Below are 20,721 nucleotides of genomic sequence, written 5' to 3' on the forward strand. Positions count from 1 at the left end.
AATGATCAAAAGTATGGTATAGTCCTTGATAGTTCGAAATTTTTCGAATTATAAAATGGTTGGGCGTTTAAGCTCAGGAGGACTACATTGATGGAACATACAACTTTATTAAATACGTATTTTCGCTTATTCGACGCTTCGCGTACAGAAGATACAGCTATGAACGATCTGCTATCGTTATTTACGGAAGATGCGGAGATTGTATTGAATGGGCATTCGCGTATCGGATTCGAAGATTTCGTCAAAGCTTTCCATGCGAATAACCAAGACATCAAGCATATGTGGGACGGCTGGAACCTTCAAGAAGACGGTACTTACCATACGAACTGGGCAGTATGCGGCAAAGCTTCTAACGGAGCGGTCTATGCCCAAACCGGTGTCGATATCGCTCGCTTGAACGCAGACGGCAAAATTATTTATTTAGAAAATAAACCGACGGACAAAAATGCTTTCTCCACCTACACCGCTTAATACTCCGAAACTTTGATCTTTCCTTCGAACTTTAAGATTGGTTAAAGCTTGGCTCGTTAATCTAAGGGCAAGCACACAGAACCTACTGCGGATCACCGCAATCTTATTGTTCAGAAGGGAACGATTATTCATGAAAAAAACAACCTATACCCCCCACAAACGTAGTTTCCAAGCAAAAAAACTTACAGCCTTCGCTTTATTCCTTAGCGCGATGCTCACTTTGTCGGCATGCAGCTCAGCTTCTACTTATGCGACTTCAAGCTCGGCATCTACCTCGACGACTTCTGCTGTCGTTTCAAGCGAACCGATTGAGTTAAGCGGCGTTACGGCTGCAAGTCTCAGCACATTGGACGATGAAGACCGTCTAACCGAAGCCGGAGAAAACGCGACAACGATTACCCTTAACGGTACGACGGCTTCGGTAAAAGGGACAGGTGCCGCAGCTTCGAATGGATCGGTAACGATCTCTGCCGCCGGAACTTATGTAATCAGCGGTACCTTAAGCGACGGACAGATTATCGTGAATACGACCGACGCCGAATCGGTACATCTGATACTGAGCGGCGTGAATCTGACGGATTTAGACAATGCGCCGATCTATATTCAATCTGCGGAAAAAGTGATCTTGACACTCGCAGAAGGTACAGACAATGTGGTGACGGACGGCGATAAATATACGCTGAATACCGACGAAGAACCGAGTGCGGCTATTTTCAGTAAAGCGAATCTGACGATCAACGGAACCGGCAATTTGACGGTCACGGCGAATTACAACGACGGTATTACCAGTAAAGACGATCTGAATATCGTGAGCGGCAATATCAATATTCAAGCCGCAGATGACGGATTGGTCGGCAAAGATCACGTCTATATCGAAAACGGAACTATTCATATTGATGCAGTCGGCGACGGAATCAAATCGACCAACGATGAAGATAGCGAAAAAGGCTGGATCGCGATCCAAAACGGAGTCTTCGATATTACCGCAGGTCGCGACGGGATTCAGAGCGAGACGCAGCTTGTTATTGATGATGGGGATTTCCAGATCGTAACGGGAACCGGGCATGAGAATGGACCTCAGCATACGGAGGAGAACGGCGGAGGGTTCCCGGGCGGAGCGCCGCGTGACAGGAATGAAGGCGGTACTCCTCCAGACATGGACAATCCGGATTTCGAACAAATGGCTCCGCAAGACGGTTCGCAGCCTGCTCCACCAGAGTTCGATGCGGCGATGGACGAAGCAAATGCGTCGGAAACTTCTACAGACACGACCGCTACGGAAACCGAATCCGAAAGTATGAAAGGCATCAAAGCAGGCGTGATGTTATCGATTAACGGCGGCGCTTTCCAGATCGATTCGGCAGACGATGCGCTGCATAGTAACGGAGCAGTGGAAATCACGGGCGGCGATCTACACCTTTCCACCGGAGATGACGCGATCCACGGCGAGACGAATCTTATCATTGCCGACGGAACTATCGATATTCCGGTGAGTTATGAAGGGCTTGAAGCCCAGCAGATTACGATTGACGGCGGCGATGTGCAAGTCGTAGCAAGCGATGACGGGGTGAATGCGTCGGAAGCTTCGAATAGCGATAGCGCTACAACGACGGCTTCGGCTCCGGGAATGAGTGCGGGACAAGCACAGCTGACGATTAACGGCGGTACGCTGACGGTTGATTCGCAAGGCGACGGTCTGGACTCCAACGGTTCGATTGTGATGACAGGCGGTACCGTAACGGTTGCCGGCCCGACCAATGACGGCAACGGAGCGCTGGATTACGACGGTACGTTCGAAATTACGGGCGGCACGCTGATCGCGACAGGCAGCGCAGGCATGGCTCAAGCGCCAAGCGACGATTCCGCCCAGCGTTCGATCGCAATGACGTTCCCAGAAGCGCAAGCAGCAGGTACGGCGGTTGTACTCAAAAACAATGCAGGGCAATCAATCGCAACCGTCACTCCGTCCAAAGAATTCCGCAGCGTGGTGATCAGCTCTGCCGATCTGCAAAGCGGCGGAACGTATGCGTTGTCAGCTAACGAAGCGGATGTTGTGACCTTTACATTGGCAGACGCTCAGACAACTTGGTTGAACGAGTCGGGCATTACGACCGGGAATACGCAAGGCATTATGGGTGGTCGAGGCAGACGCCAATAAAGAAGCATGTACAAGGTTAGAAAAAGCCGGACGAACGCTATGAGAGCGGTTCGTTCGGCTTTTTCAATTAAGGAAGTTTAAAGATCCTAATGAACTTTATTAAATGCTATTTTTCGATGTTACCTTCTAAATGCAAGGGCTTAACTTTTATCAATTTCGATTTTTCGATTTTAAGTACATGATCACATAATAAGTCAATGTCTTCTTGATTATGACTTGTTAAAAAAATCGTTTTTCCTTGTTTCTTGAATTCAAGTAGCAGTGCTCGAATTTGATGAACACTCTCAGAATCGAGTGCATTAAAAGGTTCATCTAAAAGTAACACTTCCTGATCTTCCATAATAGCTTGTGCCAAAGCCAATTTTTGCTTCATACCTAATGAGTATTGGTTTACTTTTTGTTTGAGATTGGGATCTAATCCAGTGAGTTTCATGGCTTCTCTCACTTGGTCTTCTGTTATCTTGCCTCTAATCTCTGCAAGTCTTTTTAAATTTTCTAAACCTGTTTCCCCTCCTAAATATCCTGGACGATCAATGACAATGCCGAAATTTTCAGGAAATTGAGTTCCTTTCTTTTGATACTGCTCGTCAATTTGAACTTCTCCACGGTCCGGGCGTACAAATCCACAGATCATTTTAAATAAGACCGATTTCCCCGAACCGTTGGATCCAGTGATTCCGTGAATTTTTCCTTGATCAAACTCTGCATTGGCTTCATCAAATAGAACTTGCCCTTTAAAAGTTTTACTCACGTCTTTCAAAGCAATAATCATTGGTTGTCTCCTTTAAAATAAAATCTTTTTACGATAACACAAGTTTAATATGACTCCGATCTCAACGATCAAAAAAGCCAATAACACAAAAGTATGCTGCACATTTTCGCTAGCTGACCCCAGTATTCCCATACTATTGAGTGCAAAAGGCAACCATTGCCCAATATTCATCGTTGGCAGACCGCCAATCAAAAAAATACAAAGTACGACAAGTCCAACATAAGCTTCCTTCCAGATCCAGATCGCGATAATAGAAATCAATATGTAATTGAGCAATTGCAAAAATCCATTAACTACAAAATGATATAAAAAATCAAGTATAGTTGAAGGTAAATCTGTTTGTTCGAAATCAAAGCTTTGCCCCATTATAGTACTGATCCCCACACTTAACACAAGAAGCCCGACTATTAATAAAGCCGCATACCCAGCACTTTTTAAAAAAAATCGGGTAAATCCATAGGCTAGCGAACGATAACGAATGAGCAAGTAATAGATTCTTCCATTCATTAATTCGTAAAAACGTAGCTGAACGAAATAAACAAAGCCGAGAAAAACAAAACTGAAAAATAAGTAATTCAATAATCGAAATCCAGATTTAGAAACTCCAAAAAAGGCATTGTACACTGAATTCCATGTGTTTTGCTGAAATATAAAATTGCTATGCCCTATACTTAATATTCCCCAAAATGTTAAGAGTATATACAAGAAAGTAAAGAGATGCATTCGATTAAAAGAAGAAGTGGAAATTTGGAATATTCCTTTTGCGTATACAATGTACCAGCCAAATGCAATCAATAACACCTGTATAACAAATCCGATCCAAAGCGAATGGAAATCATAGTAAGAAAACGAGAGAATCGAGTAACTGCTAGCTTTGAACAATACCCAATCAGAAGGAAATCTTTTAAATGAAATAATAGATCCAAGGTACAGAATAGTTCCAACAATAATGACGATATAACGTTTTTTTGCAATAATATAAAAAGTGCACAACCAAGTAGCTAGTGACAATAAAAATAATGATGAAAGTACAATTTGAAGACCAAATAAAAGAAATGGGTATTGACCAGAATAAGCTAGCAAAGAAACACTAGAATTGAAATAACTTTCGCTTAAGGACCAACTACTCCATATAGATTGATAATCTATATGGATTGTTAAAACAAAACTGATAGTTATAAAAATAGTAATTGTTTTAATCAATAAACGAAAAATTTGTGAAAAAACATAACTCATCCATTTAAATTCTGTTTTTAAACGTATCCTGATAAATTCTCTATGCTCACTAAAGAAAATTTTGATACAACAAAATATCCAATAAGGAACGATTAAATAAAAAATCAAAAAAGGGTCTCCCCAAAAAGATAATAAAATATCCCATTGGTTAATTGACTTATTTTCAGATGTTGAAAACTCAATTATCCTTTCTCTTACAATAAATCCATAAACAGAAAAAATTATCATTAAAAATAATGAGTCTATTTTTGCGTATTGTTTCAAAATTGATCTGATATTATTCATGATTTGTCATCCAAACGTTTTGCTTGAGCCTGAACATAGATATAAAGCACAGAAGAAAGTAAAACTAAAATTACAAAAGGGATAAAAGCTGTCCATATTTCTTGCTGAACATACCCGTAAGGGAATATAGAATTCACGAACCAATATGGAGTCAAAGTAGGATCTATACTTGGAAGTAAGAAAGCTCCAATCATGTAAAATAAAAAAGGTAAAGACAATGCAACGAATGAGTTCGAAATTAACAATAGTAGTAAAAAGCCTAAAGAAGCAAATAAAGCAGCATGAAGTGAAACCCATATAGAGTATGTAAGTCCATAAACTACTGTTCCGTATTGAAACAATTGAGTAAACGTATGTTTAGTATAGACATCTACCGAAAGAAGCGTCCCTGGAATAAGCGACGTGTTAGGTTTGTAATCGATAAGATCAAAAGCAGGAGCGATATAAAAACAAAACATAAAACATATCAGCATGAACATCAAAAACAATAAGAAGGTAGATAAAAACATAGCTGAAAATTTGATTTGAATAAGCTTTTGAACAGGAATTCGAATTTTCTCATAGAAAAAAAAGTTATTTTTTAATTCTTTAGCAAAATGGATCAAATAAACAAAGCTCGCTAACAAAACAAATAGAAGCGGAAAAACACCTTGCAATATAAGAGTGAAAAGATCCAATGGATCTTCTAAAATGTATTCTTGTTGTCGGGCTAAAGTATAGCCTATAGGTAAAATCATAAGCACCAAAATCAGGAACAACTTTTTTATAGGAAAAGCATTTCTAAGTTCTTTGATGAAAAAAGTATACAATTTAAAGCTCCTTTCTAAAACACGGTAGAAAAATTAAGCTAGAGAGCAACAAGCACTCTCTAGCTTATGTTATTTTCTATGTAGAAAATAAAACTAATTTAGTTACTTCTCCAGCGATAATTAATTACTGTGGTAGGCGAAAATAGATCAGCACTGAATTTCAATTGTACTTGACTGCCAACTTGCTGAGAACTAGGAATTGAGCGAGTTGTACCCCCAGTTACATTTCTTGCCCAAGCACTAGCATTTCCCCCTCCAACATTTTCTGTACGAACGTCAATATTATAGCCTTGGGTAGCGTTCATTAAAAGGTCGGCAGAAAGGGTTGAAGCTTTAATTTGAGAAGAAGAGTAAGCGCTACCATTACCTCCAGGTAAAGTTGGAGATTCTGTGCCACTATAGGAAGTTCCTGCATAAGCAGAAGCCCCACCTGCTACCAATAATAGTACACCAGCTAATCCTACTAGTTTCTTTTTAATCATTTTTTCCTCCAATTAACTATTTATTGTTATTTCATATTTATATTCTCATATAAATGATAATTGGTCAACCTACTTTGAGTTGAAATGTGCAATTTGCGTGTAATCAATGGTATACTTAAAAAAACATAAAACAAGAACATAAGTTCTTATCTCTATCAATAAGGAGGCGCATGATTTGTTGCAATTAACTTCATCTCATATTGATTCTCTCGCCCCGAATGCCGCCGCAATCAAAAACGGCCGCGGATTGGTACAGCAAAACAAATTCGTCAAACTTCAGATTTCCGAGCAAGGCGATCTATTGTTCGGCGAATGTGCCGGCAGCGGAAAATCCAACTACATATGCTCCGTCGATTTCGTCAATCCAGAAAACCCAATATCCCGTTGTAACTGCCCGAGCCGTCAATTTCCGTGCAAACACGCACTCGGTCTGATGTACGCGTATGCCGAAGGAAAAAATTTCGAACAGTCCACGGTGCCAGAAGACATTTCTTCGAAGCGTGAAAAAGCAGAAAAACGCGAAGAAAATAAAGCCAAACAAGAAAGCGGCGAACTCCCTCCGGCTAAGCCGAAAAAAGTAAATAAAACCGCGCTGAAAAAGAAAATTGCCCAGCAGATCGAAGCGCTCGAAGATTTAGAAAAACTCGTGTTGTCGATCGTACGCGGAGGGCTAGGGACGACGAATACCCGAACGGTAAAAGAATTAAACGATCACGCGAAGCGTCTGGGAAGCCGTTACTTAACTGGAGCCGAAAACGAACTTCGCCGCTTGGCGCTGCTTTTGGATCAAAAAGATCGGGAAAGCGCTTATACCCATGCCGCCGAGCAGTTGACTTTTCTAAATGCTGTGATCAAAAAAGGCAAAACGTATCTGCAAAACAAACAAGAAGATCCCGAGCTTGCTCCTGATACAGAATCGACCATCGAAGAATGGTTGGGTCATGCGTGGCAATTGGCAGAACTCAAAGACGCAGGGCGCGTCGTAGAACGGACTGAACTGATTCAACTTGCGTTCTACAGCGAAAAAGACGAAGCACGTAAAGAATTTGTCGATACCGGCATTTGGCTACAGCTAGATGAACCTCATATCCATCGCACCATTCAGTATCGTCCGTTCAAAGCGGTGAAATTTATGAAAGAAGACGATAGCTTTTTTAGCGTGGCGCAAATTTCGGAACTGTATCGGTATCCGGGTGGGCTGAATACGCGGGTGCGTTTCGAAGGCATGATTCCTCGGCAAGTGATCTCTAGCGATTATGAAAAAGTTCGTAGCGCAGCGGCTTCTTCGATTACTGACGTTGTAAAAATCGTAAAAAATCAGTTAAAAGACCCGTTAGCGGATCGTGCGCCGATTGCGTTGGTGCAAGCTTCGCAAATCTCGCGTACAGACAGCGGGGCATTTGCTCTAGTCGATCCAGAAGGAAATACGCTGGAACTGCAAGACATCTATCGGCTGCCGCAGGCAACGACTTCGTTACTGACTTTGCTTGATCCGTCTTTGCTATGCGATTGCACCTTGCTATTGATGTTTGAACATCAATTCGATACGGGCAAATTAGTCGCTCAGCCGCTTACGCTGGTTCAAAATAATCGGATCGTCAGATTGTTGTACTGAAAATTTTTGTGAAAAAGCTCGGAAGGAGCCCTGAACATGAGTCTATTACAAGAACTTCAAAGCGAGTTGCGTCGTTTGTATATCGCGGGCAGCGATCTGGCGGCAGATGATTTTCGGCTAGTTCGTATTCAACCTAAGTTGGAACAGTTAGGCGAACGCGCTCCCGTGTTCAAAAAGCTGGCGCAAGATGTGGCGGAATTGACAGGAGCATCCGAATCGGAAGCAAGAGCTACCAAGCTTCAAGATTTGTCGCTGCTGCTCAACTCGGTATTGTCTACGCAAGGCACGACGGAGGTGACAGGAGATTTATCTTCGCTTGAAGAGATTAAGCCGTATTTTTCGGAACTGACTACGCATCATTCGTATCGTCAGTTAGCGGAAGTCCAGACCGCTTTATCGACATCCGGCGGTGGACGTTATGAGATTGTGACCGAAGCGTACAAAAACGGACTGTTCCGCGATTTACGCTTATTGCCTTTTGCTATCCAAGCGTTAAACGATTCGTATTCGGACCTTGCCGATTATGCAACTCTACATATTTTACCGTCTTATGGGGCTCAGATCGTACCGCATCTGCTGACTGGACTCCATTTGCAAGGCGGGCGTGAAGAAGAACGTCGTCTGGAAGTCGTTCGTAAGCTCGGCGTCGATCCAGGCGATCGGGTGTCGCTCAACATTTTGTCAAAAGCGGCTGATGAAGGTTCGGACAAAGTACGTGCTGCGGCAATCGCTTGTCTCGGGCTCCATCCAGACTTTGAAGACAAATTAATCGAATGGTCGATGGATAAAAAGAAACCGGTACGCGAAGGCGCGTTCAAAGCGCTTGCAGTGCGTAACTCCGAGCTTACTCGTCAAAGGTTGTATGAAGCTTTTGTAGGTAAAGACGCGTTGCCTGCGGCGCAAGCTATTGCGGAGTCTCCCACAGAAGAAATGTTGCTGAGACTGATTCCGCTTTACCGAGAACGTCTGAGTCAAAAGAGTGCAGGTGAACCGGATGCAAAAAGCAAAGAAAAGCTTTGGAAAACGTTGGAGCCTTTCCCGATCGCATTCCGAGCCGCTATCCATCCAGAGTTGGAAAAACTGTTTGTAGAGCTGATTCAGCATGAAGATCGTTATCCGGCGCTTACGAATGGGTATCTGGAGTTCTCGGGAAAACTACGTATCATGAGCCAAGCCGCAGGATACTTGCAAGATACAAAGACCGAAGAGGCGCTGCGTACGTTGCAAGACTTGGAAGAACGCGACGTGAATTATCTGCCGTATGCGTTCCATGCGATGAAGCAGATTCGCACACCTGCTGAATTGTATGAGCGGTACGCCGCATCGGGACTTGGACGATTGCGCGAAGCGGTATCGAAAAAAGCCCAAGCTCGGCATAACAAGATTATGGACACGCTACGTGAAGAAGTCTATGTGATCAAAGATTATGTGCGTCATCGCTTACCGGCAAAAGAAGTTCAAGCCATGTGGGACCCTCGCTGGTTGGATTGGTTGATTGATCGGGACGATCTGCAATTGGTCGCGGCGCTTGCGGCTCCGTCGAGTTCAAATAACCGCAAACTGCTGAATTACGTAGAGCGCCAGATTGATCGAAAATCGAATCAGACCTACGGGTATTATATTTTTCAGATTTTGGACGAAGGCGGCTTTGACGAAAAAACGAAATACGAACTATTCATGCGTTGGATGGAAAAAAAGGAATGGAAAAAAATCTATAGCGTGTATCGAGATGAAACGCAGCGTCTTCTACAAATCCCGGATGAGTTTGCCGCAGATGCCGCGAACCGTTTGGAGCCGTTGATTGTGGAAACCCGTTTCGAAAGTGTCAAACAAGAAGTGCAAGACATTATCATCGCTTTGCGTAGAAAAGCGGCTTTGCCAGAATCGAAAGGAGAATGATCTATGGCTAATGAACAAGCAAATATCGAAAATTCAAATGTCATTCGGCTGCCCGCTGAGCTACTGTATCGACAAGAAATCGAAGCGCTGAAAAAAGAAGACAAAGGTGTCGTTCCTCCGGGCTGGCAGATGTCGCCGCGTGCGGTGCTTACTTATATTACAGGCGGCAAAGCCGGGAAGCTGGATATTACGCCGAAGTATATCGGCAATCGGCGGTTAGTCGAAATGGCGATCGCGACGCTTGTGACAGACCGTGCGCTTCTACTAATCGGCGAGCCGGGAACCGCGAAGTCGTGGTTGTCCGAAAACTTGGCGGCGGCAGTCAGCGGGAATTCCGGGCTTGTCGTACAAGGAACAGCAGGAACGAGCGAAGAACAAGTACGTTATTCGTGGAACTATGCGATGTTGCTCGCCAATGGACCGACGCCGGAAGCTTTGGTACGAAGCCCGATCATGCGTGCGATGGAAACGGGGCAGGTCGCAAGGTTCGAAGAAATTTCGCGCTGTGCTTCGGAAGTGCAAGATGCGCTGATCTCGATTTTGTCGGAAAAGACCGTGTCCGTACCGGAGCTTTCTAATGAAACGAGCGCGAACAAAGGCTTCTCGATTATTGCGACAGCGAACACTCGCGACCGCGGCGTGAACGAAATGTCTGCCGCATTGAAGCGTCGTTTCAATATTATCGTGCTTCCGGCGCCGTCTGATCTCGATACCGAGTTGTCGATTGTCAAAAAGCGGGTTAGTGAAATCGCAGCTTCTTATGATCTTCAAGCGTCGCCACCAGCTGATGAAGCATTGCTCAAAGTGGTCACGATCTTCCGCGAGCTTCGCAGCGGCATGACGCTGGATCGGAAAGAAAAACTGAAATCGCCGGGCGGCGTGATTTCGACAGCCGAAGCGATCTCGCTGCTGACCAATAGCATGGCATTGTCCGCAAGCTTCGGTAGCGGAGAGATGACAGACGCCGACTTGGCGGCGGGGCTTCAAGGCGCCATCGTCAAAGACGACGATAAAGACAAGTTGATTTGGAAAGAATATTTGGATAACGTCATGAAGAAACGGGGATCGGAGTGGCGCGGGTTGTATCAAGCGTGCAAGGAGCTAAGCGAGTGAAGACGGCGGAAGACGTCAAAGTCTCCGTATTCGGCGTGCGGCATCTATCCCCTGGCGGCGCACGCCATCTGCTTCAAGAGTTGGATCAGATTCAGCCTACAGCCGTGCTGATCGAAGGCCCTTCGGATGCCACAGATCTGATTGGCGATCTGGTGCATCCGTCTACCGTGCCGCCTGTGGCTTTGCTTGCTTTTACCGATGAAATGCCGGTGAGAACAGCGCTATGGCCTTTCGCGGTCTATTCGCCGGAGCTACAGGCGATGAGATGGGCAGCCAAGCATCAGGTATTATGCAAGCTGATTGATCTGCCGTCTGGCGCGGCGCTGGCGATGCAAGATTTGCGGCGTCAAACGGAAATTGCGCCGAGTATGGAAGAAACCCAAGTGGACGCCGAAAGCTCTTCGATTTACGAGCGTATCGCGGAGCTTGCGGGCGAACACGATTACAATACGTATTGGGAAAGAAATTACGAACATAACCAGAATCCCGGTAGTTATCGAGATTCGATTCTTGCTTTTTCTGCCGAAATGCGAGAGCTTGGCGAAGATCGCGAGCGCACGCAGCAACCTCAAGAGTACGCGTACAACCATGTGCGCGAAGCGTATATGCAGCGTCAGATTGTTCAGACGATTGAAGCGGGGCATGATCCGGCGAAGATCGTAGTGATATGCGGTGCTTACCACGCCGCGGCACTTGAACGTCCAACGCAAGGAGCGATGACGGAAGACGAATACATAGCGATGCCGTCACGTAGTTCTAAGCTAACGTTGATGCCGTATTCGTATTACCGGCTATCTAGCCTGTCGGGTTACGGCGCAGGCAATCATGCGCCGCATTATTTTCAATTGATGTGGGAAAGTATGCACGCAGGCAAACTTGAAGAGTTGCCGCAAGTCTATTTGTCTACGGTAGCGCGGACATTGCGCGAATCGGGTACGTATCGTTCGACCGCCGAAGTCATCGAAGCGGTGCGGCTTGCCGAAGGCTTGGCTTCGCTGCACGGAGGCAGCGCGCCTACCTTGTTGGAACTTCGCGACGCGGCGCAGACTTTGCTGGGTCGCGGCGATTTGTCGGTCGTTGCCGAAGCTTTGGCACGGATCGATATCGGCACGAAGATCGGCAGCCTAGCCGAAGGCGTCAGCCAGACGCCGCTACAAGATGATCTGAATCGCCAGTTGAAGCGACTGAAGCTGACCAAATACAAAACTTCTGTCGCGACAGATTTGTCACTGGATTTACGTGAAAACCGCCGTGTATCGTCACAAGAAGCAGCGGATTTGGATCTGAACCGTTCCTTTTTGCTGCATCGGCTGGAATTATTGAATATTCCGTTTGTCCGTTTTCGGGCAGGTGCCGCCGATCGGGCGGTCTGGGCAGAAGACTGGATCTTGCAATGGACGCCGGAAGCCGAGATCGTGGTCGTTGAATCGACGTTGCTTGGGGAGACGATCGAAGTTGCTTGTGCGTATCGGTTGCGGGAAAAGTTAGATCGTTGCACGTCGATTTCCGAAGCATCGCTGCTGATCGAAATCGCGGTACGTTGCGGAATGACTGCGCAAATGGAAGACGGGCGCCGCGTGCTGCAAAATCTTGCCGCCGATAGCCGCGACGTCGCTCAGATCGCAAGCGCCGCTGCAAAGCTCGCAAATCTGATTCAGTACGGTGATATTCGGCGGATCGATACGAAGCCGCTGATTCCGTTATTGGAGCAACTCTTTTACCGGGCTTGTCTGTATCTGTCCGAAGCTTCCAACTGTAACGACGAAGCGGCTTATGGCATAGTCGCGGCGATGAGCGAATTGAATCAAATCGCCCAAGCTCACGACGATACCGTCGAAGTCTCATTGTGGACGCGGGAACTGAGCGAATTGTCGGAAAAAGATGACCGAAATCCGAAGTTATCCGGCTTTGCTTGCGCGCTGCTGCTTGAGCGCGGCGAGATGGATGCCCAGCAATGTGCCGCCGAAGTCTCAAGACGTCTATCGCCCGGTATTCCCGCCGATCTCGGAGCGGGTTGGTTCGAAGGATTGTCGATGCGTAATCGGTACGCGTTGTTATCGCGAATGAGTCTATGGGTGCAGCTAAGCGAGTATATCGATTCGCTGGACGATGAGCAGTTTAAGCGTGCGCTTGTCTTTTTACGCCGTGCGTTTAGTTCGTTTTCGGCACATGAGAAGACGATGATCGCGGAGACGTTAGGCGAAATCTGGGGCGTGGACACCGAACAAGCGGCTGAAATATTGACCGGGGAACTCAAGGAGGATGAAGACAAGATGCTGGATGAATTGAACGATTTCGACTTTGGGGACTTTTAATATGGGGAATCCTACTGATCGCAATACAGATACATCGCCTGAAGCTTCGGTCTCGCGCTGGCGTCTGATCTTGGGCGAAGCGGCTCAGAATAAATTGGAAGACCTAAGCGGCGCCGGAGGTCTGGAACTAACGGAAGAAGAAAAGATTATGGATGCCGCGCTCGCCGCGATCTATGATGATACGAGTGGAGAAGGGTTGTCGCAGACCGGCGGCGGTGCCGGCTCAGGCTCGGTAGGCAATGGAGGACAAGGTCGCGGAGCGGGTAGCGGCAAAGGCTCGGTTAACTTGTCCCGCTGGCTAGGCGACGTGCGGAACTTGTTCGCAGAAGATGTCGTCTCGATCATTCAGAACGATGCGATCGAGCGGCGCGGCTGGAAACAATTGCTGTTCGAACCGGAATTGCTGGCGTCCGTGAAGCCGGATATTCAAATGGTCGGCACATTGATGTCGCTGCGTGGCAAAATTCCCGAGCACACCAAAGAAACCGCAAGATTGCTCGTCAAAGCAGTCGTAGACGAATTGATGATGCGGATGAAAGAAGATATGCAGCGCGCAGTTACGGGCGCGCTCAATAAGCGCCAACATACGCCGCTTCCTTCGCTGAGCGGTTTGGATTGGAAGCGCACGATTCAGCGTAACCTCAAACATTATGATCCCGAGCGGAAGTTGCTGATTCCTGAGCGATTTTATTACTTCGATCGATCCAGACGCAGCAAAGAATGGAAAGTGATCTTGGATATCGACCAAAGCGGCTCGATGGCAGAATCGGTGATCTGGGCTTCGGTAACGGGCGCGATCTTCGCAAGTATGCCGGCTTTGGATACAAAGGTCGTTGTGTTCGATACCGAAGTCGTCGATCTGAGCGAACAATGCGCCGAAGATCCGGTCGATATGTTATTCGGAATTCAACTAGGCGGCGGCACAGACATCAACAAATCGGTCGCATACTGCGAATCGTATATCGAAGATCCGAAAAAGACTTTGTTTATTATGGTGACGGATTTATACGAAGGCGGCAATCAAGCAGCATTAGTTCGCCGGATGCGCGAAATGCGCGAATCCGGGGTGCGTACGCTTTGTTTGTTGGCTTTGTCGGATAACGGTCGCCCGTTCTACGACGAACGATTGGCGAAGCAGTTATCACGGGACGGAACGCCGTGCTTTTCGTGTACGCCGGCTATGTTACCGGATCTTGTTGCCGGGGCGCTGCAAGGTCAGGATTTGAGCGTGTTGGCGGAGAAAATGACGGTCTCGAAAAAGTGAGATTCACCTCGCTTTGCCCGGAGTTTGGAAAAGTAGAAAAAGACTGCTGAATCAGCAGTCTTTTTTTGTTAAAGGTTATTTCCTCAGACTTTTTTTGCTTTCAAAAACAGACTGACAAAACTTAACGGAACGAGCCGACGCTTAGACGAGAATTTCGAGCTTTTAAGAATTTTAACGGACTCAGACGACACTTAGAGTAAGATTTGCTTGTTTTTTGGCGAGAAAAAGCACAAAAAAGTCCGCTAACGGACATAAGATCCGTTAAAAAATCAAATAAGCTTGATTGATGTCTCTAAGGAACATACAATCCGTTAGCTAAGCCAAGCGTTTTACTTTCAAATGTTTAGATAAGAAGGCAACGATATTAAGTTGGTGAGCTGGATAGTAGATTTGCATCCTGCTAAAACACAGGAAAACCGCTCCCCAACAAGGGAGCGGCTTCTCTACCTGCCTCAACAAAACGCGTTCGCACAAAGCCCAAGTGGAGAGAGAAATTCAGTGAAGGAGCGTTAGCGTTCGCCTTTGAAATCGGGAAAATCCTATCCAAGTTTAATCAACTTTTCCCGATTTCAACACGCGACCGAAACGAATTTCTCTCGAAGCGACTCCCACACGAAAATTCATCTCAGCCAACAACGTTTACTCCTCCTCCGGAACAATAACCTCTACATGCCCCGGCAAAATGTGCATCTCAATCGGAAGCACAGGTCCCGGCTCGCCGTCGACGTTTGTTTTTACAGGTTCGGTCGAAGAGACTTTGATCCGGCGTGAAGTGAAGTACTCCACGTCTTTGTGGTCTTTCAAATTGCCCAGTAACAGCGAAAATCCAGCCGTCAGCGTATTCAGGAACTTCAGATCGTGCACGATAAATCCATGCAGAAGTCCATCGTCGACCGAAGCATCTGGCGCCAAATTTTCGAAACCGCCGACCGAGTTCGTCAAAGCCGCGATAAAGATCGGAGCAGGGCCTTCCCAAGTGCCGCCGTCGTGTTCGATGACCAGATGCGCTGCCGAACCGCCGAGCAGTTCTTTCACGCCTTCTTTGAAATAAGCGAATGCGCCGAATTTCGATTTTTCTTCGGACGTTACCGAAGATAGCGTATCGGCTAAGGAACCCGCAGCAACGACGTTAGCAAACAGCTGATCGTTAATCCGAGCCATATCGACTTTACGCAACTTTGAAGACTTGAGCGTAGTGATCGCTTCATCTGGATTAAGCGGAATATGCAGGGCGCGTGCAAAATCGTTGACCGTTCCAAGCGGAATGACGCCGAGCTTCGGTCTATGCTTTTGATCAAGCAATCCGTTAATCGTTTCGTGCAATGTTCCGTCGCCACCGATCGAAACGACCAAATCGAATTCGTCTTCGCAAGCGGAAATACAAAATTTAGTCGCGTCTAATTCTTGCGTCGTTTCCATGACTACGACGTCGTAGCCGACTTCATTACGTAGAGTATCTTCGACTTTGCGAACATACTCCATCGCTTTTTCTTTACCGGAAGAAGGATTCATAATAATCATCGCCTGTTTCATACCTGTTGCCTCCATTCAATATAGGGGTGAGCCGTGTTTATGTAATCCTATGGATGTGCTACTTCTTTTTACCCATAAAAATCAGATTCGCCGCGAAAGAATTCCAGCGATCAGGTACAATGACAAGTAACGGAATCATTTTGGAGCATAAATAAGGAGGTGCAGCTTTTTGAGCGAATCAACTTTACCGAAAAGCACGTTACAACAACGGATCGAAAACCATATCGAAACGTTAAGTCATTTCACGGCGACACCCGGCAAAGGCACAACAAGATTGACGTACAGCGAGCAAGATCGGCAAGCCCGGGAGTATATCAAGCAAGTGATGCAAGAGTACGGATTACAGGTGCGCGAAGATGGTTTTGGTAATATTTTTGGCAGGCTCGAAGGCAGTATTCCAGATGCGCCGGCGGTGCTGATCGGTTCGCATTTCGATTCGGTTCCCAATGGTGGTTCATACGATGGGCCTGCTGGAGTTGTGGCGGGGCTTGAAGTTGCGAAGTTGTTCCAAGAAAACGGTCTAACGCCGAAGTATCCACTTGAAGCCGTCGCGATGATCGAAGAAGAAGGCGGACGCTTTATCGGCGGATTGCTGGGTTCTCGGAGCATGTTAGGCGTGATCAGCGCGGAAGAGTTCGCAGCGATCACGGACAAAGACGGAGTGACGACGATTGAAGCGATGCAAAAAATCGGATTAGATCCTTCGCTGCCGGGAAAACGCGATGCGTCTTCGATCCGTGCGTTTTTGGAATTACATATTGAGCAAGGGCCGATTTTGGAAGAAGAACAGATTCCGATCGGGATCGTCGAAGGCATTGTCGGGCTGACGCAAGTGCAGATCACGGTAAAAGGCAAAGCCGGGCACGCGGGCACGACGCCAATGGATCGACGTAGCGATGCGCTGGTAGCCGCTTCTAAGATTGTGGCGGGACTACCTGAACTTGCACAAGCGCAAGGCGGCGGCAGCGTCGCTACAGTAGGTCGATTGAATGTATTTCCGAATGGAGCCAATGTCATTCCCGACCAAGTGATCTTTACGGCGGATCTGCGCGCAGAGCATGAAGAAGATGTGCAGGGCATTCTTGAAAAAACAGAGCAGTTCGCTTACTCGTTCGCAACTGACAACATTGACGTCCAGATTGAACGTCAATTGTATATCCGTCCGAAGCAGATGAGCGAACAGGTGAAAAATCTGCTGCGAGGCATTAGCGATCAGTTAGATATTCCGTACCGTTCTCTGCATAGCGGAGCCGGTCACGACGCGATGATCTTTTCCGATTTTACGGATGTAGGAATGCTCTTTATTCCGAGCCGGGCAGGGCTGAGCCATTGTCCGGAAGAATGGTCGGATTCCGCAGATATGGAGCGTGCGGTACGTGTTTTGTATGAAGCGGCAAAACGTTTGACCGAAGTCGAATAGAGCTTAGATAAAAAAGAAACGAGGACTAAATCTAATGAATGAATTACCAAACTGCCCGGTGTGCAACTCGCCTTATACCTACGAAGACGGAAATATGTGGGTCTGCCCGGAGTGTGCACACGAATGGACAGCAAATTCGGAAAATGATAATGAGGCGCAAGACGAAAAAGTCGTACGCGACTCGAACGGGAATGTATTGCAAGACGGCGATTCGGTAACGGTGATCAAAGATTTGAAAGTCAAAGGCAGTTCTTCGGTACTTAAAATCGGAACCAAAGTGAAAAATATCCGCTTGGTTGATGGCGATCATGATATTGATTGCAAAATCGAAGGATTCGGCGCAATGAAGCTGAAATCCGAGTTTGTACGCAAAGCGTAGAGCCGTTCAGACTAAAACTAATATCCGCACAAAAATAGAGTCAAAATCTTGGAGGATTTTATATCATGACAGACGATCAGAACAAGCAGATGCCGAACCTGGATCATTCGTTTCGGCAAAAATATAAAGGCGACTGCGAAAATTGTTTTGGCTTATGCTGCGCGGCTTTGCCTTTTTCGGTCTCGGTCGATTTTGCGATCGACAAAGCCGCCGGAGAACCTTGCCGTAATCTGCGCGAAGATTTTCGCTGCGGGATTCATACCGCTTTGCGCGAAAAAGGATTTCGCGGCTGCACCGTCTACGATTGTTTCGGTGCGGGTCAGAAAGTCTCGCAGCAGACTTTCAAAGGGCTAAGCTGGCGTGAGCGTCCGGAGACCGCGCGCGCCATGTTCGAAGTGCTGCCGATCATGTGGCAGCTCCACGAACTGATGGTGTATCTGGAGGAGCTGCTGAGCCGCCCTGCGGCTTCGTCGCTCCACCGCCCGCTGCGCGAGGAGCTGGAAGAAATCCAGCGCCTCACGGAGCTTGAACCTGGCGCGCTGCGCGAGACAAGCGTCTTCGTGCAGCGCGCCAAAGTAAACGAGCTGCTGCTGCAAGGCAGCGAACTCGTGCGCGCCGAAGCGCAGCGCAGTTACGCAGCGCGCAGCGAAGCCTCTGCGCGCGGTAACTCCAATCCGCGCGGCGGCGGCAAAAGCGGGCGCCGCCGCAAAGCCCAGATCGGGAGAGGCGCCGATCTGGTGGGCGCCGACCTGCGCGGGGAAGACCTTCGCGCCGCGAATCTGCGCGGCGCTTACCTGATCGCCGCGAACCTCAGCGGCGCAGACCTACGCGAAGCGGATCTGATCGGCGCCGATTTCCGCGATACCGATCTATGCGGAGCGAACTTGACCGGTGCGTTATTCCTAACGCAAGTTCAAGTGAACGCAGCCAAAGGCAACGCGGCGACCTTATTGCCGCCTGGGCTAGAACGTCCGCAGCATTGGAATTCGGCAAGCTGACTTTTAGAAGAAAGAAGGATGACCATGGCGGAATCTATAACTGTTGATTTATTGCCGGCTCAATCTTCGGATGCAGAGCGCTTGGCGGAGCTTCGGGCGGAAGCGTTGTTTGATTCGCTCAATCAACTCGGGCGTTATAGCGAACAAGGGGTACGCGAGCGGTTTTACCGTTCTTTCGATCCTCAGTTTACGAAAATCATTGAAGTGAACGGCGAGTTTGCGGGATGCGTGGCTCTCAAGCCTAAAGAAGACGGCTACGTGCTGGAACATTTTTATTTGCAGCAATCCATGCGAGGAAGCGGCGTTGGCGCCGAGGTGTTACAGCGTCTACTTCATGAGCTAACTTCGAAGTCGCCCGGATCGGTCGTTCGATTGAACGTTTTGCAAAAAAGCCCGGCGAAGCGTTTATATGAACGATTCGGATTTGAAGTTGAAAGCGAAGATGAGATCGACGTATTTATGAAATGGCAACATTCAATGTAAAACTTTATTAACACGACGACCGAGAGGCTGCTAAAGGCAGCCTCTTTTTGGAACTTCATCCAACATTACACGTAACATAAACAAATCTTTAGATTCAAAAAAACGCCTAACCGCGCTGAATAGACAAGCTTTTTTGTATGAAAAAGCTATTTTTAAAAATGTTAACAATTGTTTAGGATTGTTTAATCTGCAATTCGAATGTATTTTAAACATAGATGGTAGGATAGATAGCATTCCCAACGGTCAAAATTCTATCGAAATCGAGGGACAAGTATGAAAATCTTGATTACAACCGAATGCTACCGACCCACCATTAATGGCGTCGTCACTTCGGTGGTTAATTTGCAAAATGAATTGGAGAAGCAAGGGCATGACGTACGTATTTTGACGTTATCGCTAGACACAAGTTCATTTGAGCAAAACGGCGTAACTTACATCGGATCTGTAGCGGCTTTGTATCCGGGTGTGCGCACGGCACTTCGCGTCCATCGCAAAGAACTTCGATCACTCCTGCAATGGAAGCCGGATGTGATCCATTCGCAATGCGAATTTAGCACGTTTCGTATGGCACGGTATTTGGCGCAGAAATTGAAAGTCCCGATTGTACATACGTATCACACGGTCTATGAAGATTACACGCACTACTTCTCACCGAGCCGAACTTGGGGCAGAGCCGCAGTCGCTTGGTTTTCCCGTTATATTCTTAATCATGTTCAATGCGTGGTTGCACCGACTGAGAAAGTGCATCATTTGCTAACCAGCTACGGCGTACCGACAGATATTCAGATTGTACCGACGGGCGTAGACCTTATTCAGTTTCAACATAAACGTTCTTTCGAACGTCGCTCTCTTCTAAGAAACCAATTGGGATTGACCGATAACGATCTTGTATTGATTTCAGTCGGACGATTGGCGAAAGAAAAAAACGTCGAAGAAGTTTTACGCTTCACGGCAAGTTATCTGCATCAAGGCGTTAAATTATTGATCGTTGGCGATGGCCCGTACCGCGAAACGCTGGAGCAATATGCAAAGGAATTAAATCTTGGAGATTCGATCGTCTTCGCTGGAATGGTTCAGCCGCACGAAGTCGGGGATTATTATCAGCTGGGCGATGTATTCGTCAGTGCATCCAACAGTGAGACGCAAGGGCTGACGTATATCGAAGCGATGGCTTCCGGCGTTCCCGTATTGTGTCGCCAAGACGATTGTTTAAAAGGCGTCGTCGATACAGGCGTAAACGGCTGGCAGTACGAATCGTTCGAACAATTTCAAGCGGCGATGAACGATATTCTTCAAAATCGTGATAAATTAAGTGAGTTTGGTCGTCAGGCTTCGCTCAAAGCGCTCAGCAAGTATTCGTCATCGGCTTTTGCTGAAAGTATCGAGCAGATTTATATGCGTGCGATTACGAGTTATCAACCGGCTTCCAGCCGACTTTGGTTACCCGCTTCTACAAAAGCCGCAATCAAATAACGTTTTTTACAAATCG

17 protein-coding genes are annotated in these 20,721 nt (G+C 47.0%); 12 read left to right on the forward strand and 5 right to left on the reverse strand.

From position 1 onward, the window contains the following. Positions 1–90 precede the first annotated feature (90 nt). Together NOM90_RS13645 and NOM90_RS13650 are read left to right on the forward strand one after the other, a co-directional pair. Positions 91–471 carry a nuclear transport factor 2 family protein gene (locus NOM90_RS13645; protein ID WP_255942638.1) on the forward strand — a complete coding sequence of 127 codons (381 nt, stop codon included), beginning with the start codon at positions 91–93 and terminating at the stop codon, positions 469–471. A gap of 130 nt (positions 472–601) precedes the next feature. Next, the gene (locus tag NOM90_RS13650; protein ID WP_255942639.1) at positions 602–2,629 is read left to right on the forward strand and encodes a carbohydrate-binding domain-containing protein; all 2,028 of its coding nucleotides are present in this window, start codon (positions 602–604) and stop codon (positions 2,627–2,629) included. A 106-nt stretch (positions 2,630–2,735) separates the two neighbouring features. On the opposite strand, the gene NOM90_RS13655 is transcribed toward NOM90_RS13650, so the two are convergent. From NOM90_RS13655 to NOM90_RS13670, 4 genes are all read right to left on the reverse strand, one after another. Continuing rightward, a complete protein-coding gene (locus NOM90_RS13655) occupies positions 2,736–3,401 on the reverse strand; it encodes an ABC transporter ATP-binding protein (protein WP_255942640.1) in 666 nt (221 codons plus the stop codon). 12 nt (positions 3,402–3,413) lie between these two features. Further along, the gene (locus NOM90_RS13660) at positions 3,414–4,922 is read right to left on the reverse strand and encodes a hypothetical protein (protein WP_255942642.1); all 1,509 of its coding nucleotides are present in this window, start codon (positions 4,920–4,922) and stop codon (positions 3,414–3,416) included. Further along, positions 4,919–5,731, reverse strand: coding sequence for a hypothetical protein (locus NOM90_RS13665; protein WP_255942644.1), 813 nt, complete (start codon positions 5,729–5,731; stop codon positions 4,919–4,921). The genes NOM90_RS13660 and NOM90_RS13665 overlap by 4 nt, the downstream gene beginning before the upstream one ends. Before the next feature lie 98 nt (positions 5,732–5,829). Then, positions 5,830–6,213, reverse strand: a complete 384-nt coding sequence (locus tag NOM90_RS13670; protein WP_255942646.1) for a hypothetical protein — start codon at positions 6,211–6,213, stop codon at positions 5,830–5,832. Between the two features lie 175 nt (positions 6,214–6,388). On the opposite strand from NOM90_RS13670, the gene NOM90_RS13675 reads away from it, so the two are divergent. The 5 genes from NOM90_RS13675 to NOM90_RS13695 are packed head-to-tail and all read left to right on the forward strand — an operon-like array spanning position 6,389 to position 14,419. After that, positions 6,389–7,828 (forward strand): SWIM zinc finger family protein, encoded by a 1,440-nt coding sequence (locus NOM90_RS13675; protein WP_255942647.1) that lies wholly within the window; start codon positions 6,389–6,391, stop codon positions 7,826–7,828. 36 nt (positions 7,829–7,864) lie between these two features. Next, the gene (locus tag NOM90_RS13680) at positions 7,865–9,727 is read left to right on the forward strand and encodes a HEAT repeat domain-containing protein (protein WP_255942648.1); all 1,863 of its coding nucleotides are present in this window, start codon (positions 7,865–7,867) and stop codon (positions 9,725–9,727) included. A 3-nt stretch (positions 9,728–9,730) separates the two neighbouring features. Next, the gene (locus NOM90_RS13685; protein ID WP_255942650.1) at positions 9,731–10,840 is read left to right on the forward strand and encodes an AAA family ATPase; all 1,110 of its coding nucleotides are present in this window, start codon (positions 9,731–9,733) and stop codon (positions 10,838–10,840) included. Continuing rightward, a complete protein-coding gene (locus NOM90_RS13690; protein WP_255942652.1) occupies positions 10,837–13,155 on the forward strand; it encodes a DUF5682 family protein in 2,319 nt (772 codons plus the stop codon). Before NOM90_RS13685 ends, NOM90_RS13690 begins: the two co-directional genes overlap by 4 nt. 1 nt (position 13,156) lies before the next feature. Beyond that, a complete protein-coding gene (locus tag NOM90_RS13695) occupies positions 13,157–14,419 on the forward strand; it encodes a VWA domain-containing protein (protein WP_255942654.1) in 1,263 nt (420 codons plus the stop codon). A 639-nt stretch (positions 14,420–15,058) separates the two neighbouring features. Here NOM90_RS13695 and NOM90_RS13700 read toward each other — a convergent pair. Beyond that, on the reverse strand, positions 15,059–15,952 hold the full coding sequence (locus NOM90_RS13700; protein WP_255942656.1) for a diacylglycerol/lipid kinase family protein: 894 nt from the start codon (positions 15,950–15,952) through the stop codon (positions 15,059–15,061). A 169-nt stretch (positions 15,953–16,121) separates the two neighbouring features. Between NOM90_RS13700 and NOM90_RS13705 the strand changes: the two genes are divergently transcribed. From NOM90_RS13705 to NOM90_RS13725, 5 genes are all read left to right on the forward strand, one after another. Further along, a complete protein-coding gene (locus NOM90_RS13705) occupies positions 16,122–17,372 on the forward strand; it encodes a Zn-dependent hydrolase (protein WP_255942658.1) in 1,251 nt (416 codons plus the stop codon). 34 nt (positions 17,373–17,406) lie between these two features. After that, positions 17,407–17,751 (forward strand): zinc ribbon domain-containing protein YjdM, encoded by a 345-nt coding sequence (locus NOM90_RS13710; RefSeq protein ID WP_255942659.1) that lies wholly within the window; start codon positions 17,407–17,409, stop codon positions 17,749–17,751. 65 nt (positions 17,752–17,816) lie between these two features. Continuing rightward, a complete protein-coding gene (locus NOM90_RS13715) occupies positions 17,817–18,749 on the forward strand; it encodes a pentapeptide repeat-containing protein (protein WP_255942660.1) in 933 nt (310 codons plus the stop codon). A 24-nt stretch (positions 18,750–18,773) separates the two neighbouring features. Next, positions 18,774–19,232 (forward strand): GNAT family N-acetyltransferase, encoded by a 459-nt coding sequence (locus NOM90_RS13720; protein ID WP_255942662.1) that lies wholly within the window; start codon positions 18,774–18,776, stop codon positions 19,230–19,232. A gap of 273 nt (positions 19,233–19,505) precedes the next feature. After that, entirely contained in the window at positions 19,506–20,705 is a 1,200-nt protein-coding gene (locus NOM90_RS13725) for a glycosyltransferase family 4 protein (RefSeq protein ID WP_255942663.1), read from the forward strand. Positions 20,706–20,721: the final 16 nt, after the last annotated feature.

It is taken from the genome of Saccharibacillus sp. JS10, from assembly GCF_024436065.1.
Taxonomy (GTDB): Bacteria; Bacillota; Bacilli; order Paenibacillales; family Paenibacillaceae; genus Saccharibacillus.